Genomic DNA, 16,132 nt, shown 5'->3' on the forward strand with positions numbered 1-16,132 from the left:
TATAAAAGGTGGTTGGGGCTGTTAAACACCTTATCAACAATCAATAGGAGAGTGGATACCATTAAAGACATGCACCTAACGAATGACAATAGCAGGAGCAGAAAAGGATTACGAAACAGTAATTACAGGGAGGCATACAGGCCTCAATTTCATTATTCACCGGAGAAAAATTGGATGAACGATCCCAACGGCTTGGTTTACTATGAAGGAGAGTACCACCTGTTCTACCAGCATACGCCCCATGATACGCAGCCTGACTTTGGCCGCATGCATTGGGGGCATGCGGTAAGCAAGGATCTAGTTCATTGGGACGAACTTCCACCAGCAATTCCGCCTGGAGAGGACGGAGCGATCTTCTCGGGAAGTGCGGTGGTGGATAAGAACAATACAAGCGGATTTTTCAACGAAGAAGGATCAGGATTGGTTGCCATTTATACGAATGAGGGCAACAGGGCTCAGCCTGGCAAGCCACAGGTGCAAAGCATTGCTTACAGCAAGGACAAGGGTCGAACCTGGACGAAATATGAAGGTAACCCGGTTTTATTCCCAACGGAAACGCTAGACTTTCGTGATCCGAAGGTGTTTTGGCATGATGAATCGTCGATGTGGATAATGGTCCTTGCTGTAAGAGACCGTGTAGAATTTTACACATCTCCAAACCTTAAAGAATGGTCTTTTGCAAGCGAATTCGGTTCCGACATTCCGGGTATCCACCGGGGAATTTTTGAATGTCCTGATGTATTTCGAATCCAAGTGGATGAGGACCCTAATACCAAGAAGTGGATTCTAATGCTAAGCGTGGGGGATAGAAATGGTGTGAATCCAGATGATCCGGAACCACCAGCAGGCGGTTCTGGTATGATGTATTTCATAGGCAACTTTGACGGTAAAGCATTTACTCTGGATGAAACGCTAGAATCTTTCGATGCTATTAAATGGGTAGACTATGGATCAGACTTTTACGCGGCCGTGACCTGGAATGGCATTCCAAACGAGGACGGACGAAAGATTTGGATAGGCTGGATGAACAATTGGCGTTATGCTGCCACGCTGCCTTCAGAGGAATGGCGTGGCAAGATGTCAATTCCCCGTGAGCTACAGCTTAGGACTTATGCAGAGGGACTTCGCTTAATCCAAGTACCCATAAGTGAACTAAGTCAGCTCAGAAAACCGATTTTGTCTCTGCAAGACTTGACAATTAAGCCAGGTATGAACGTGTTGTCTGATCTTTCTGCTGCAAAGGTAGAAATTATTGCAGAATTTGAAGTCAGTACAGCCGTGGAATTCGGGTTCAAAGTGCGGAAGTCTTCCAATCAGGAGACGATCATCGGATATAATATCTCGAATGGGGAGCTGTTCGTCGATCGGACGAAGTCGGGCGCCATTGATTTTCATTCCGATTTCACAGCGATACACAAGGCCCCTATGAAGCCAGAGCATGAACGGATACAGTTGAGTATTTATGTGGATTGGTCAAGTGTTGAGGTCTTCGGAAATCATGGAGAAACAATCATTTCAGACATGGTTTTCCCTGATTCGGAAAGTAGAGGGCTGGAGCTTTATACCATTGATGGAGACCTAAGGGTCGTATCGCTTCAAATTAATGACCTAGTAAGCATTTGGGGAAATGAGACTGTTTAGACTTTAGTTACCGTTATCATTCAAATTAAAATTATCTCACGACTTTACAAAAGGCAAGGCACGAACCTTCAAATGATAAATATAGTTTAATTAACCACGGGGATTACTCTGGTAATTCACGACGTGTAGAAAAAGTGTCACATTGAATTTTCAATTTGACACTTTTTTATATTGGATAAGATAATGAGTTTGTGTAGATAGCAAAAGGTCTGTTAAGACTTATGTGTAGATTATTTTCGAATGGACCTCTCCCAAGTGAAATTTTTTATTTTTTAGTGTAGGTGGTTGCCAATTAAGGATTTGACCTCAATTTTAGACACGTATAGATTTTTTGGATACAAGGAGGCAGGGTCTGTGGATTCAATGCAGTATATCATCGGCTCAAATTTGGCTCAAATCAGGAAGACTAGAGGACTTAGTCTGGATAAAGTGGCTGAAATGACGGGGGTCAGCAAAGGAATGCTGGCCCAGATTGAGAAGGGAAAATCCAATCCTACGGTGACCACACTTTGGAAAATTGCCAACGGTTTGCACGTGTCCTTTTCCACATTCCTCAAAGAGGACTCCCCGCAAATCACTAAAATCAGCAGGGAAGACCTGCATCCGGTGATTGATGAGAACGGCAACTATTTTGTGTACCCTATATTCCCGTATCATTCGGAAAAAAAGTTCGAGGTGTTCACCGTAAGCCTGAAGCCAGGTTTTACACATCATGCGGAGAAGCATTTGGGAGAGGAATCCATTCTCATGATCCGTGGGGAAATGTACTTTGAAATGCAAGGACAACGGCTTAAACTGAGCGCAGGAGATGCTGTGCAATTTCAAGTCACTGACCTTCATACTTACTGTAATGAGTCGGATGTGGATGCGGATTTTTATGTCTTGATTTATTATGCGGATTAGTGGGATGATTAGCACAGTCAGTCTAACACAGGCTTTCACTATATAAAAAGATAGCTACGAGGAAAAGAGAGGAAAGAGAACCCATGGAAAGCAAGTACATCCGAGAAACCTACTGCTTCAAGACGTCCCGTGTATTTCCCAACGATATCAACAATCATAACACGCTCTTCGGAGGCCGATTGATGTCGTATATCGACGATATTGCGTCTATCGCAGCCTCCAAGCTATGCCGCACGAATACGGTCACAGCGTCTACGGATTCAGTGGATTTTTTGCTGCCCATCCATCCGAGCGATTCAGTCACGTTGGAGGCGTTCGTAACCTGGACAGGCCGCAGCTCTATGGAGGTCTTCGTGAAGGTAATTCGTGAAGGACTAATGACTGGCGACCGGAAAGTCGCAGCCACCGCTTTCCTGACCTTTGTGGCACTGGACGAGAACAACGGTAAAGTGATCGTACCGCAGGTCATTCCGGAGACGGAAGAAGAAGTACAATTGCACCAGACCGCGCCATCGCGTGCAGCGATACGACGTCAGCGCAGGGAGGAAAGCAAGCAACTGGCGAGCTTCCTGACGACAGATTATCCGTGGGAGCTGTAACGCCCTGACGCGCCTCAAACCGATCTGGACAAGGGATAGCCTACGTACAGGTTCAACTATCATTTTATTACAAAAAGAAGCCGTTCTTCCGTTAGCAGAGATCTGCTGGGAAGACGGCTCTTTTGAAATAACTGAAAATCAGAGATTCTTGCTTCAATGACGATGGAAGATGTCCGTTCGACGTTGAAAGAACTAATCTACTTTCACTACACGAAAATGCTGATTGGTTCCGCCGTTATCTCCCCATTGAATCGCTTTGGCACCATCGGCGGTAGTGCCTTCGGAAATGTCGATCAGTTTGCCCGTTGCCCGGTTTTTCAGCTTGTAATAACCTCCCGTTACAGATACCAGTTGCCATTGCTGGCTGGACCAGCCTCCATCGCTCCACTGCTCGATGACTGCGCCGTCCGCAGTAGCTCCGTTTTCAACGCCGATCAGCTTGCCACTGTTGCGGTTGACGATTTTGTAATATCCGCCGCCCGCGTCCTTGAGCTGCCATTGCTGGCTGGATGCTCCCGAATCCGCACGCTGCTCCAGATCCGCTCCATCTGTGGTTGCACCGTCAATTACATTCAGCGGCTTGTTGCTCTTGCGGCTTACCAACTGATAGTATCCGTCCGGGTCAATGACGATTGGCGTGGTTACGCCTTGAACCACCCCGCTGGCAGTGTCGATGTTCATACTGTCGAACCAGTCCATAGCCAAAGAAGTTCCGGTTGGAAAACGCAGCGGCAGCCATACATATTGTGAATCCTGCACTGGACCGCTCCACGCTCCCGCCCAGCGGTCGCCTAAATACAGGTACGAGGTCGTCTGAGTACCTTCTACCGGAATGACATAGGCTGACTGTGAACCGTAGGTCGTGCTGTCTCCGAAGTTAATGGTGTTGCTCCACGTTCCCTCAATACTGGATGCAGTAGCATACTTGGCCTGGTTGGGATTCCAGCTCGTTGCCCCGGATGTGATCAGGAAGTAGACGTCTCCTTTCTTGAACATCGCCGGAGCTTCACGATATTGTCCCGGCCAGAGTGTGGTCACCAGCGATTCAACTTGCAGAAAATCCGGTGTCAGACGATAAATGTTCAAGTCGGCATTCACACGGGTAGCAGAAATCAGGTAAGCCGTGCCATTGTCGTTGTACACAGTCATATCCCGGGAATCGTAATCCAGAGGACGGAAGCTGCCCTGATAGGTGTAATCGCCGTCCACAGTATCGGAAGAGGCAACGGCCACCCGGGCTTCGTTGTAATTAACTCCATTTTCCTTGTGCATCCACAATACGTATTTACGTGTTTTTTCATTATAAATAACCTTTGGACGTTCAATATTCGAGACATTCAGCTCTACTGCTGAGCTGCTGGTTAACACGTTTTTGCGGAACTCCCAGTTTTTTAAATCAGAGGAACGGTAGGCCGATACCGCTTTGAACGTGCCGTTGGGGTTGCGATTTTCACCAAACCAGTAGTAGTAACCGTCTACCTTAATCATACCGCCCCCATGAGCATGAACCACGTTTCCAGCGCTATCTTTAAACTGAATGCCATTCACAACATTCGCTGGGGCCGCTGAAGCAATCTTCGGTGAAAACATCTGGAAAATGCTCAACGACAGCAAAACAGCGAGCATAATACACAGTAAGGTGGCAAAATCATATTTCATTGTTTCGTCCTCCTCTGTATGTTTTTAAAGCGCTTACAAAAGGATTTGTACTGAATAGCTCTCTATGCTGATGCCTATCACCTGTCTGATGATACGAAGTGAGCAGCAAGAGGATTATATCCCAATTGTATCCATATTGAATTGAAAGTGCTAGAGTAGTATATTGACCATGTACGCCGCAGATGATAAACTTCCAATGAATTTCCAATAGAGCGGTGAAGTTATGAATGGGCTGATATTTATTACGGTATAGGGGGCCGACCATGGAAATATATGCGATTGACACGAGCAAGCCGGAGGCAGACGGTCATTACGGGTCACTGATGAACCGGGTTTCGACTGAAAAGCGACAGAAGCTGGATCGTTTTTTACATCGGGAAGATGCTTTAAGGGGCTTATACGCCGATGTGTTGCTAAGGTGGTTGGCCTGTCGGCAATTGAAGGTATCCAACGCCAGTCTTCAGTTTACATATAATGCTTTCGGCAAGCCTTCCTTGTTGAATGCACCCGCATTCCATTTTAATGTTTCTCACTCGGGAAAATGGGTGGTATGCGCCGTGGATGATCATTCGCTTGGCATCGACATTGAACAACTTCGTCCTATTGATTTTGAGGTGGGAAGGGTGTGCTTTTCGGACACGGAGTATGATGCGTTGATGCACCAGGAAGCGGAGAGCCGCTTATCCTATTTTTATGATCTATGGACGCTCAAGGAAAGCTTTGTGAAGGCCGAAGGACAGGGATTAACGCTGCCGCTAAAGTCATTTTCATTCGATTTAAGTGAGCGTCCGCTGATCGGTTTTACGACGGAAGGCTTTACCACCGAGTATTGTCATTTTAAACAGTATGAGATCGATGAACACTATAAAATGGCTGTCTGTGCAACGCATGGCCACTTTGCCGATCTGGTGCAGCAGGTAGACATACATACACTATGTTTGGAATCGGCAGCACAGGCGTGATATGAAGCACCATCCGACTGCACAGTGGCGCTATAGTAGCTCTTTAGTTTGGTTTATATAGTTGAAAAAAAGGGAGATGAGCTGCGTTGACACTAACATTGTTCAAGCATGGCAAGCTGTATGGGGAATGGGCTGCCAAGGGAGATTCAATCATAGTACAAAATGGCATCATGCAGGCCATTGGACAAGCGCGGGAGCTTGAATTGCAATTGTCGGGTAAGGAATATGACACGGTGGATTGGGAGGACGCTTATGTGTTGCCGGGCTTGACCGATTCACATATGCATTTGTCCATGCATGGCATGAAGCTGGCGATGCTGGATTTTACGTCGGCTACCTCGAAGGATGAGATGCTTGATATGCTGCGCAAACGGGTTGCGCTCACACCGCCGGGAGAATGGATTTTAGGGCTGAACTGGAACGAAAATGCGTTTATTCCTGTTGAGATTCCGACCATCTCAGAGCTGGATGCCATTACGGATCAGCACCCGGTATATTTGACTCGTACATGCTTTCATACGTTTCTGGCGAATTCAGAAGCGTTTCGGCGTGCAGGTATTGGGGAGAACACTCCTGATCCCGCTTCGGGAGCCTACGGAAGAAATGCGGATGGACAGTTGAACGGATTGATTTATGAGGAAGCGTCCACTGCCTTTACAAGTGTGCAGCCAGAGCCGGATTATTCGGTTAAAAAAGATGCGATCCGTCGAGCCTGTCTGGATGCACTACGACTCGGTCTGACGGCTGCACACACGGAGGATTTGCGTTTTCTGGGCAGCGTGGACACCATGCAGCGGATTTACAGGGAGCTGAGGGAGGAAGGCATTGCCTTTCGCACGCATCAGCTTATCTATCATCCGTTCATGGAGGAAGTCAAAGCGAAAGGGCTGCGTGCTGGTGACGGAAATGAGTGGTTTAAAATCGGTGCGGTAAAAATGTTTGCCGATGGTGCGATTGGTGGAAGAACTGCGCTATTGTCTGCACCCTATAGCGATGCTCCGCATACCAGTGGCATGGCGATTCAACCGCAGCCAGAGCTGAATCAGATGGTGGCTGCTGTCAGATCCGCAGGTTTTCCGGTTGCTGTACATACGATAGGGGATGGGGCGGCGCATATGATTTTGACCGCGATGGAAGCCCATGCTCTAACGGAGGAAAGCGGCTTGCCGGATCGTCTGATCCATGGTCAGGTGCTGACTGCCGATTTGGTCAAGAGAATGGCGAAGCTGCCGCTGATTGCGGACATCCAGCCGCGTTTTGTAGCAAGTGATTTCCCGTGGGTGCTGGATCGGGTTGGCGAGGGACGTACTGAATATTTGTATGCCTGGAAGAAGCTGCTGGACGCAGGTATTCCATGTGCTGGCGGCAGTGACGCGCCGATTGAGCCTTTGGACCCTTTTCTCGGTATGCATGCCGCTGTGACCCGCACCAAGCCGGGAGAGACGCATGAGGGGTATCTTCCCGATGAAAAGCTGGACATTCACGCAGCGATTCATCTGTTTACCCTTGGAAGTGCAGTGGCTGCGGGAGAAGCGGATGAACGGGGTTCGCTGGCTGTCGGGAAAGCCGCTGATTTTACGGTTATTGACCGGGATTTATCGGAGCGTCCAGAGGCTTTGCTTGACGTTAAAGCACGTATGACTGTTGTGAACGGAATCGTTGCGTACCGGGCATAGACGGAAATAGGGATTTGTGCAAAAAACCTTCAACCTCACGCTAAAAGTGGAGTTGAAGGTTTCTTGGCTTTTACAAACCACGCTGTGCGAAACGGTCTGCATTTTTCACACTGGACCATAGATCAGAGCTTGCCCCGCCCGGATACCAGTAGGCGAAGCCTGCGACTCCTTTATCCTGTCCCAAACGGTATTTACGGGTGAAGGATCGCCCTTCCTCCAGCCATAGCTTATGAAGCTGAGTATCCTTGTAGGAAACGGTGTACTGCTGAATATCCTCATGCCAGACCGGTTTGGAGGTGGAACGGGATACAAACTGATTTTGCTCAATCAGTGAAATATCCGACGAAGCGACCGATTGACCACTCGCATTGAGGGTCCAGTTTCGTGTGAATAAAGGCAATGCCAATATGGCTTTATCCGGGTCGGTGGTTAGTAGAAAGCGCCGTACGCTTTCACGGAGCCATGGTAATGAGGATACGGAGCCGGGAGTTGAGCCGCCTCCCCAATGTTCGTCATATCCCATCAGAATCAAATAGTCTGCCGCAGCGCCAAGCTGCTTATAGTCAAAGGCGGCTGTCCAGTCTGTACCGTAATCAGGAGATACGCAGATCGCCAGCACAGCATTCAGGCTTTTTAACTTGGCTTTTAATTGTTGGATGAACAGCGTGAGCTGGGTACGATCCTGCCCATCCACATTTTCAAAATCAATCACAAGCCCATCCAGATGATGTGTAGATACGGCATTCGCAAGCTGAGTTATGGTTTTATTCCGTAAAACATCATTGGACAGGATTTGGTGCGTCATCGTTAGATTGGAACGGTTGCCTACCATCGCCCAGACTTTTTTTTGATGCTGTTTGGACCAGGTGAGGAGCGAGGTGTTTGTAAGATCGCTAATATTACCCGTTTCGTTTAGAAAAAACCAGCGCGGTGATAGGGTGTTGATGTTAGATTGAAGCACTGAGCTTTCAAACTGTTGAACGCTCTGATCATATTGCCAGCCTAGTCGGATGGAAGATGCTGTGGACGCTGTTTTGGAGGCATGCTGTGTTGAATACGTCAGTAGCCGTTCCAGAAGTGCTGCTGTTTCTTCGCGGGTCAGGGAAGATGTCGGGCGAAATTGGTTGTCTTCCCCTTTCATAAAGCCGTAACGGTTCACGGTGGTTACAGCTTCAAGAGCCCAATCTGCAATCTGGTCGGCGTCTGTAAAAGTGGAAACCGCTGCTCCTGATCCCGTCGAGCGTATGAGGCGCGCGATCATCAAGGCTGCTTCTTGCCGGGTTACAGGGCTGTTGGGTTGAAACGTGGCGGACGTTCCGCCCTGCACCACGTCAAGCTGGGAGGCTGCTTCAATCCATCCGTAGTACCAGGCTTGTTTGGATACATCCCGATAGGAGGAGACCGATGCTTGTACAGGCTCCAGACCGAGTGTGCGATCCAGCGCGGTAACCCATTCGGCTCTTGTAACCGCCTTTTTGGGAGAAAAGTAGCCGGGCTGTGTACCTGCCAAAATTCCTTTGGCGTGCAGAGAAGTGATAGATTGATAAGCATAGCTGTCTGAAATATCCTTAAACGCTGTGCCAACCGCGGTTGCGGGAACGGTTAAACATGAAGCGAATGTAGTTATTATCGTCATGGCGGCAGTCGCCAACAGAGTAAGTTTGGTTAGCAAGCGTGATCGTATGGGGCTCATACACTATAACCTTCTTTTTATGATAGATTGTCAGACGAATCATTCGTCACATGACGACTAATACTATCAAAAATAGTAAAGTTATTCATTGCTAAATTGTTGGAAAACGCAAAAAAGCCCTTACCTGTAAAGGCAAGGAGCTTCACATTCGAAACTATTCTTTTTTGGCATACATTATACCAATCGTCTGTGGACCACAATGACTGGAAATCACACAACCGGCTGTTGTCAGCAGCACCTCTTGCGCTCCCGTCTCTTCCTGTAAACGGGCTTGCAGCATCAGCGCATCTTCCTCAGCCAAAGCATGTACGACAATAATGATATCGTTATCCATATGTCCCCGCTGGTTCAGGGCATTTTGCAGCATCTGTTCCAGCGCCTTCTCACGTTTGCCACGTACTTTGTACGCAGGTGTCATTTTTCCGTCTATTACTTTGATCACCGGACGAATTTTGAGCAGACTACCGATCAGATTTTGCATCCCTGAGCATCTTCCGCCCTTGTACAGATACTCAAGCGTATCAATCACGAATTCCGTGTCGATCAGGGGGCGGGTTCTCGTCAACATGTCCACAATCTGTTCCATTGTACTGTCGTTGGCTGCAGCGCGTGCGGCCTTCATCACGAGCATGCCAAAGCCGCACGACAGATTCAGGGAATCAAAGACGGTAACACGACCTTTCGGGAACTCGGAAGCAGCGAGCAGCGCATTTTGATAGGTTGAGGACAGCTCGGAAGACAGACTGATATATAAAATGTCGTCCCCTTGTTCTATGTAGGGAGCAAAGGCTTGAATAAAGTCCGATGGAGAAGGTGCGGCGGTTCGCGGCAAATGTCTCTCACGACTTACGCGCTGAAATAACTGCTCTGGCTGGATATCCACGCCATCCCGTAATGATTCATCCCCAAACACCGTATACAATGGTACAATGCCAATCTCGTACTGTTCGCGCCATTGGACTGGGATATCACTGGTACTGTCCGCAAAAATTTTGATTTTGTTCATACATTGAATCCTCTCTGTGTGATGCGGAGAAATTATAAGGATTGCACAGAGGAAGGATAGATATCCGCTGTGTTACTCGGAACGGCAAGACCCATGGCCAGAAGTGCAATGAAGCCCAAAATAATGAACGCATTAATGATTAACCCTGCAATGGCAAATGCTTTCTTACGGTTCTTCAACGCAATTCCAATAATGCCGACCACAAGCCCGGCGCAATTCAATAACAGACTGCCTAAAAATACAAAAGGAAGCAGGACGGTTCCCGTTTGTTGCAGAACAACTTCCGGGTTCAGGGTTTGGTATTGGCTGAAATGAGCCAACAGATTAATGACCATAACAGCCAGAATGATATACCCGATCAGGCTGACGAGCGACATAATAAAAGAAGCAATACCGGGACCGGAATGCTTGAGCTTGACTGGAGGCTGGAAGGCGGGAGCTTCTGAAAAAACAGGATGCTCCTCAGACGCAACAGGCTTTTGCAGATTAGGATCTTGGTTACTCATCTTTTCAACTCCTTGAACATTATCCGAACAGGTACTAATTTTCCACAAAATGAACAAAAAAGCAAGGGACCTTACACATTACCCTCCAAAAGACAGGGTTTAATCATGGAATTCTGTAGGGTTTAAATTTAAATGGAGTGGCTGGCAAACTTCATATGGATTCGATAAAATAAGGAGATAGCTTGGATGAGAGTATAAGATGAAAAGGAGTACACAAACATGCAACGCAGATGGATAATTGTAGGATCTATAATGATGCTGCTGGCGGTAGCTATTGGAGCGTTCGGGGCTCATATTGTGAAAACACGGATCGACGCAGATGCTTTGGCTGTGTATGAAACTGGTGTGAAATATCATATGATTCACGCTGTCGGTTTGCTGATCATTGCATTGGCTGCGGGACAGTGGGGAGCGTCGACTCGTTTAAAATGGGCAGCGCGACTGCTGTTTACGGGAATCATTTTATTTTCCGGCAGCTTGTATGTGCTGAGCTTGACCGGGATTCGTGTGCTAGGTGCCATTACCCCGCTGGGGGGCGTGTGTTTTATCGCAGGTTGGCTTTTGCTGGCATTAGCTGCCTGGGGTTTGAAGAAAGAGGATTAATTTAACTTTCCAGATCATATCACAAAAAAGAGAATCGCTTGGAAAGACATAACGTTTTTCCGGCGGTTCTCTTTTTGCGTGTTTATTTCATGCTGTAAGGACTTTACATTTACGATGTGATTTCATCGATTTCATTCATTTTAAAGGAGTATACTTGCTTCTCATCTACATGGTACACACTCAGTAAGTTATTCTCATGATCCAAATTAAGGATGCGACATGGGATGCTTCGTTGTCCGCCATAGCGATTTACGATTAGCCGTACAAGCGTATTATCTTGTATATAGCGTTTGATCCAGTCATAGGTGCTAAGTTCTTGTTGTGTTGCAGGCTTCGGCTGTACGTGGGATTGTTTGATCTCTTGAACGACAGGTGGCTTGTTCATAGCCGCGTCTAATTTTTTTTTGGAGAACTTCTCCGCAAGCTTAGCGGCAGCGTCAGATGAGCCGTTAGCGGCTGACTGTTTTTTTAGATACAGTGCAGCTTCGATTAAATTACCAAGTTCGATACCGGACTGAATCCGGCTATCCGCAATTTGTTCGTTTTGGCTCAAGAGGTTAAGCAGGAACTGAAGGGCCTCTACATTGGAACGACCTTTAACTAATACATCTACATTAAATAAATAACTGGCTTCGTCTTGATTTGATTCTTTTTTCATACATCCTCCAGCCCAAGCCCTGGGTAATTAGTCTTTTATAGTACATATCAATATATCATTAAAACGTAATCTGTCATAGTACCTTAGGCCCTGTTATGGAGATTAACAAAATAGGCTCTGTCTAAACTTATATTGATGGTGTGTCCATAGGAACCCACACTAACATGCAAATATTTCAAAATATATCCAGGGTAAATTATGGGTAGTACTTGCTTGAACATTACACAGATATGCTTAACTTGCTGATCCTGGCGGATGGAATATGTAAATCCCGCATATGGCTATGCATTACGATCGAAGTTGTGACCGATCCTATACATATACATATACAGAGAATAAATGAGACTGAGGTTGAAATCAAGCGGTTTAAATTTTAAATATTTTCATTATGCATCTTTCAACGCGGATTTAATTTCACCTGCGAGCCCTTGCCGCCTGTCTGGATTCCGGTTTCCTTCATTCCGGCTTCTTTCAGATCGACCAATAGTCGCTCTAACACCGCTTTGGCAGCGGCAGCTTCCTTCGCTCCAGACGATTTTACGACCAATTGCACCGGCTTGCCGGAGCGCAGATGTTTGTCTGCTTGGCGCAGCTTTGTATCATAATCATGCTCCTCGATATGAGCAGTGAAGCGAAGCTCCTTGACCTTTTCCTTACTGCTCTTTCCAGTCATGTTGCCACCGCTCGCCTTACGTGTTCCGGTTTCCTTCTGCGCGAGCGCTTTTCCCTTGCCCTTAGCTACTAGGCTGCATGGCGGAGGACTGCTCATCAGTGATGTACAGACCAGATCCATTTCTTTGGATCGGGCCATAGCCAAGGCTTCCTCTATCGAGACGATACCGATCTTCTCACCGTTGAGTCCAGTGAGCATGACTTCGGAAGCCTTTATTTGCTCGTTGATTAATACTGCCACGTAAATGAAACCTCCCTTAGAACAATGATAAAACTATCATATACGGAACCCGTTTGCGATTCAATTTAGAATTCCGGGTAGCGGGAAGATGGAGCTTTCCAATGAGACCTAGCCACTTTTCTTTAGTACAATACTTTGTTGACAAAAATAATCAACCCTTATACTCTTTTACTGATAATGATTATCATTTTCTGTTTAAACATATACGTACAGGGGGGAATGAAAGAAATGAAAAAGATGTTGAATGGTCTATTATTGATTATGGTTTTTGCAATTGTATTGGCGGGCTGCGGATCGGTAGGGGATAGCTCGAAGCCTGAAACCAGTTCCGGGTCTGAGCAGACAACCAAAGCGGTCAGATCGGTTACGGTTAAAGACGATCACGGGGAAGTCAAGCTGGACAAGCCAGCGGAACGTGTCGTTGTTCTGGAGTGGGCGTTTACCGAAGACCTGATCGCGCTAGGCGTGCAGCCTGTTGGTAATGCGGACAACGAAAACTACAGGCTGTGGATAACGCCGGAGGCGAAACTGGCTGATTCGGTCACTGATATCGGTACACGGGGCGAACCGAATTTGGAAGCGATTGCGGCGCTCAAGCCGGACCTTATTATCTCAAACACAGGCAATAATGCAGCGATTTACGAACAGCTTAAGGGAATTGCACCAACGCTAGAATACGATTTTTTCAAGGGAAAAGGTTATGATTATGATCGCATGGTTGAAATCTTTAAGCAGATCGCTGTGGCTACTGGAAAAACGGAGCAGGCTGATAAAGTCTTAAATGACCTTGACCAGCATTATATGGAAGCAAAGACTACATTGAAAAAAGCGGATAAAGCAGACTTCCACTATGTGCTGACTCAGGCTTTCACAGTTCAAAATGCCGCCACCCTACGAATGTTCGAGGATAACTCGCTTGTAGTAGAAACGCTTGCGAAAATCGGTATGGTGAATGACTGGAAGTCGGACAAAACCGAGAAATATGGATTCAGCACTGTTGGCATCGAGGCTCTTCCTGCGGTACAGGACACCCATTTTATCTACATTACGCAGAAGACGGACGATATATTCGGAGCAGCGATGAAGAACAATTCAGTCTGGAAAGAGCTGAATTTCGTCAAAGAAAAACGGACCTATCCACTGGACGGAACAACGTGGACATTCGGGGGCCCAATCTCATCTAAAGTGCTGGTTGACCAGGTGGTGGGTGTTCTGACGAAATGACCCGAACAGGTACAGCGGATTTATCGAAGGCTTGGCGTGTAGGAGGCATTTTTGGGGGTGGCTTGGCGGTCCTTATTGCGCTTTTTTTTGTAAGCTTGTGCTATGGAGAGGCGTCGATCCCGCTGCACACAGTAATTGAGGCGTTGACCCAGCGTCAGAATACGCTTGAGCATAATATGGTGTGGGATCTGCGGATGCCGCGTACGGTCATTGGAATCTTGGCTGGAGGTGCGCTTGCGATCGCCGGTGCATTGTTGCAGGCCATCACCAAAAATCCGTTGGCGGCTTCTGATACGCTCGGAATCAACGCCGGTGCCTACTTTGTGGTTGTGCTTGGCGCGGTGATGTTTCCCGCATTGCTGCATCAGGCTCCGTTTCTGTTTGCCGCCATCGGCGGCCTGCTGGCAGCGGTGCTTGCTTACTTTATGGGCGGCGGGCGAGCTGGCAGTCCGATCCGGCTGGCGCTTGCTGGCCTCATCGTGTCTATGGTACTCGGTTCGTTTACCGGAGCATTACATATTTTTTACTCCTTTGAAACGCAGGGATTGTTTCTCTGGGGTTCCGGTTCGCTGGTGCAAAACGATTGGAGTGGTACTACTTATGCTTGGCCCTGGGTTGCAGGGCTCTCGGTTATCGCGGTTTTGCTGTCGAGGCAATTCGATGTGCTGGATCTGGATGAGTCCACATCCACGTCTCTCGGGCAAAAGGTGGGCTTGACCCGGGCGGCGGGAATTGTATTGGCAGTTCTGCTGTCGACCCTTACAGTCAGCGTCATTGGGCCCATCGGGTTTGTAGGTTTAGTGGCTCCGCATTTGGTGCGCTTAAGCGGCCTGAAAATGCATCGCTGGGTACTGCCTGGTTCCTTCCTGTGGGGGGCACTGTTGTTGACGGGCGCTGACGTGCTGGCGAAAATGGTCCACCAATCCAGCATGGATCTGCCGACCGGAGCGGTAATGGCATTGATCGGAGCCCCTTGGTTAATTTGGCTTATCCTGTGGAGGATGAAACTGCCTTCCGGCATCGGCGGACAGTCTTCAATGAACATAGGTGTGCGCTCTCGGAAATTACCGTATGGCAGGCTGGTCACATTGCTTGCGTGTGGGGCCGTGCTGCTAACCGTATTTAGCCTGATGTTTGGAGGAATGCGCATTCCGGTGGGCGATCTGCTGTCCGGGCTGTTTGGCGGTGCGAGCGAGAATTCGGCTTTGCTGCAATTTAGAATTCCACGCACGCTGGTGGCGGCCGGGGCTGGTATCGCGCTTGCGGTGAGCGGTGTCTTGATCCAACTAGCCGTTCGCAATCCCTTGGCGGATGCCTCGATCATCGGGGTTTCTTCTGGAGCGGGATTCGGCGCGCTTGCAGTGATTATCGTCTGGCCTGGGCTGCCTGTTTATGTGCTGCCAGTCGCGGCGATCGCCGGAGCGGCAGTTTCGGCGGCGGTGATCTTCTTTCTATCCTGGAAAAAACATTTGAATCCGTCTGTTGTCATATTACTCGGCATCGCCGTATCAGCGATCGGAGCAGCCGGAATTCAGGTGCTAATTATCCAAGGCTCGCTGTGGGGCAGTACGGGCTATATTTGGCTGACCGGTAGTACCTACGCTCGAAGCTGGGCGCAGGTGACAACGATTCTGGCCTTTCTGCTCGTGTTGTTGCCAGTAGCCTGGTGGCTAGCTCGCCGTTTCGATCTTTTGGTATTTGACGATAGCAGCGCCATGGGACTGGGGCTTCCGGTGCGTCGCACCCGGTTGCTGGCGATGGCAGTGGGTGTGCTGTTGGCGGGAGGAGCAGTAGCCTGCGTGGGTACGATTGGTTTCATCGGGCTGATTGCTCCGCATATCGTGCGCACATTGATCGGGCACCATGTGCGCCGTTCCATTGTCTTGTCGAGCATCTTGGGAGCGGTGATGCTGGTGTTGGCAGATACGATTGGACGGACGATTCTTGCGCCGACGGAGATTCCTTCGGGGCTGCTGATCGCTCTGATCGGTGCGCCGTATTTCCTGTACTTGATGTATCGTTCCAATCGTAGTAAGTCAGTGTAGTTGAAGTGGTACACAAATCTGGATTTTATATTTACAAATCTAAT

At 48.2% G+C, this 16,132-nt stretch carries 14 protein-coding genes; 8 read left to right on the top strand and 6 right to left on the bottom strand.

The window, feature by feature from the left end; all coding sequences use genetic code 11:
* Positions 1–69 precede the first annotated feature (69 nt).
* The 3 genes from NST83_RS08080 (at position 70) to NST83_RS08090 (ending at position 3,143) form a co-directional block, all read left to right on the top strand.
* Entirely contained in the window at positions 70–1,641 is a 1,572-nt protein-coding gene (locus NST83_RS08080; RefSeq protein ID WP_342417903.1) for a glycoside hydrolase family 32 protein, read from the top strand.
* A 354-nt stretch (positions 1,642–1,995) separates the two neighbouring features.
* A complete protein-coding gene (locus NST83_RS08085; RefSeq protein WP_137062376.1) occupies positions 1,996–2,544 on the top strand; it encodes a helix-turn-helix domain-containing protein in 549 nt (182 codons plus the stop codon).
* A gap of 83 nt (positions 2,545–2,627) precedes the next feature.
* The gene (locus NST83_RS08090; protein ID WP_342417247.1) at positions 2,628–3,143 is read left to right on the top strand and encodes an acyl-CoA thioesterase; all 516 of its coding nucleotides are present in this window, start codon (positions 2,628–2,630) and stop codon (positions 3,141–3,143) included.
* 192 nt (positions 3,144–3,335) lie between these two features.
* On the opposite strand, the gene NST83_RS08095 is transcribed toward NST83_RS08090, so the two are convergent.
* Positions 3,336–4,802 (bottom strand): RICIN domain-containing protein, encoded by a 1,467-nt coding sequence (locus NST83_RS08095; protein WP_342417248.1) that lies wholly within the window; start codon positions 4,800–4,802, stop codon positions 3,336–3,338.
* A gap of 263 nt (positions 4,803–5,065) precedes the next feature.
* On the opposite strand from NST83_RS08095, the gene NST83_RS08100 reads away from it, so the two are divergent.
* Both NST83_RS08100 and NST83_RS08105 read left to right on the top strand, forming a co-directional pair.
* Positions 5,066–5,764 (top strand): 4'-phosphopantetheinyl transferase superfamily protein, encoded by a 699-nt coding sequence (locus NST83_RS08100; protein ID WP_342417249.1) that lies wholly within the window; start codon positions 5,066–5,068, stop codon positions 5,762–5,764.
* Positions 5,765–5,850: 86 nt separating this feature from the next.
* Positions 5,851–7,440 carry an amidohydrolase gene (locus NST83_RS08105; RefSeq protein WP_342417250.1) on the top strand — a complete coding sequence of 530 codons (1,590 nt, stop codon included), beginning with the start codon at positions 5,851–5,853 and terminating at the stop codon, positions 7,438–7,440.
* Positions 7,441–7,510: 70 nt separating this feature from the next.
* On the opposite strand, the gene NST83_RS08110 is transcribed toward NST83_RS08105, so the two are convergent.
* From NST83_RS08110 to NST83_RS08120, 3 genes are all read right to left on the bottom strand, one after another.
* Positions 7,511–9,133 carry an S-layer homology domain-containing protein gene (locus NST83_RS08110; RefSeq protein WP_342417251.1) on the bottom strand — a complete coding sequence of 541 codons (1,623 nt, stop codon included), beginning with the start codon at positions 9,131–9,133 and terminating at the stop codon, positions 7,511–7,513.
* A 154-nt stretch (positions 9,134–9,287) separates the two neighbouring features.
* A complete protein-coding gene (locus NST83_RS08115; RefSeq protein ID WP_342417252.1) occupies positions 9,288–10,139 on the bottom strand; it encodes a DegV family protein in 852 nt (283 codons plus the stop codon).
* A gap of 32 nt (positions 10,140–10,171) precedes the next feature.
* Positions 10,172–10,645: a hypothetical protein gene (locus NST83_RS08120; RefSeq protein ID WP_342417253.1), complete on the bottom strand. Its 474-nt coding sequence runs from the start codon at positions 10,643–10,645 to the stop codon at positions 10,172–10,174.
* A 219-nt stretch (positions 10,646–10,864) separates the two neighbouring features.
* Here NST83_RS08120 and NST83_RS08125 point away from each other — a divergent pair, with 219 nt between their 5' ends.
* Positions 10,865–11,248 (top strand): DUF423 domain-containing protein, encoded by a 384-nt coding sequence (locus NST83_RS08125; RefSeq protein WP_342417254.1) that lies wholly within the window; start codon positions 10,865–10,867, stop codon positions 11,246–11,248.
* A 109-nt stretch (positions 11,249–11,357) separates the two neighbouring features.
* Here NST83_RS08125 and NST83_RS08130 read toward each other — a convergent pair whose 3' ends face one another.
* Together NST83_RS08130 and infC are read right to left on the bottom strand one after the other, a co-directional pair.
* Positions 11,358–11,906 carry a hypothetical protein gene (locus NST83_RS08130; protein ID WP_342417255.1) on the bottom strand — a complete coding sequence of 183 codons (549 nt, stop codon included), beginning with the start codon at positions 11,904–11,906 and terminating at the stop codon, positions 11,358–11,360.
* Positions 11,907–12,303: 397 nt separating this feature from the next.
* Entirely contained in the window at positions 12,304–12,819 is a 516-nt protein-coding gene (gene infC / locus NST83_RS08135) for a translation initiation factor IF-3 (RefSeq protein WP_342417256.1), read from the bottom strand.
* A 228-nt stretch (positions 12,820–13,047) separates the two neighbouring features.
* Between infC and NST83_RS08140 the strand changes: the two genes are divergently transcribed.
* On the top strand, positions 13,048–14,043 hold the full coding sequence (locus NST83_RS08140) for an ABC transporter substrate-binding protein (RefSeq protein WP_342417257.1): 996 nt from the start codon (positions 13,048–13,050) through the stop codon (positions 14,041–14,043).
* On the top strand, positions 14,040–16,088 hold the full coding sequence (locus tag NST83_RS08145; protein WP_342417258.1) for an iron ABC transporter permease: 2,049 nt from the start codon (positions 14,040–14,042) through the stop codon (positions 16,086–16,088). Before NST83_RS08140 ends, NST83_RS08145 begins: the two co-directional genes overlap by 4 nt.
* Positions 16,089–16,132: the final 44 nt, after the last annotated feature.

Origin of the sequence: Paenibacillus sp. FSL R10-2782, assembly GCF_038592985.1 — a bacterium.
Classification (GTDB): Bacteria; Bacillota; Bacilli; order Paenibacillales; family Paenibacillaceae; genus Paenibacillus; species Paenibacillus terrae_C.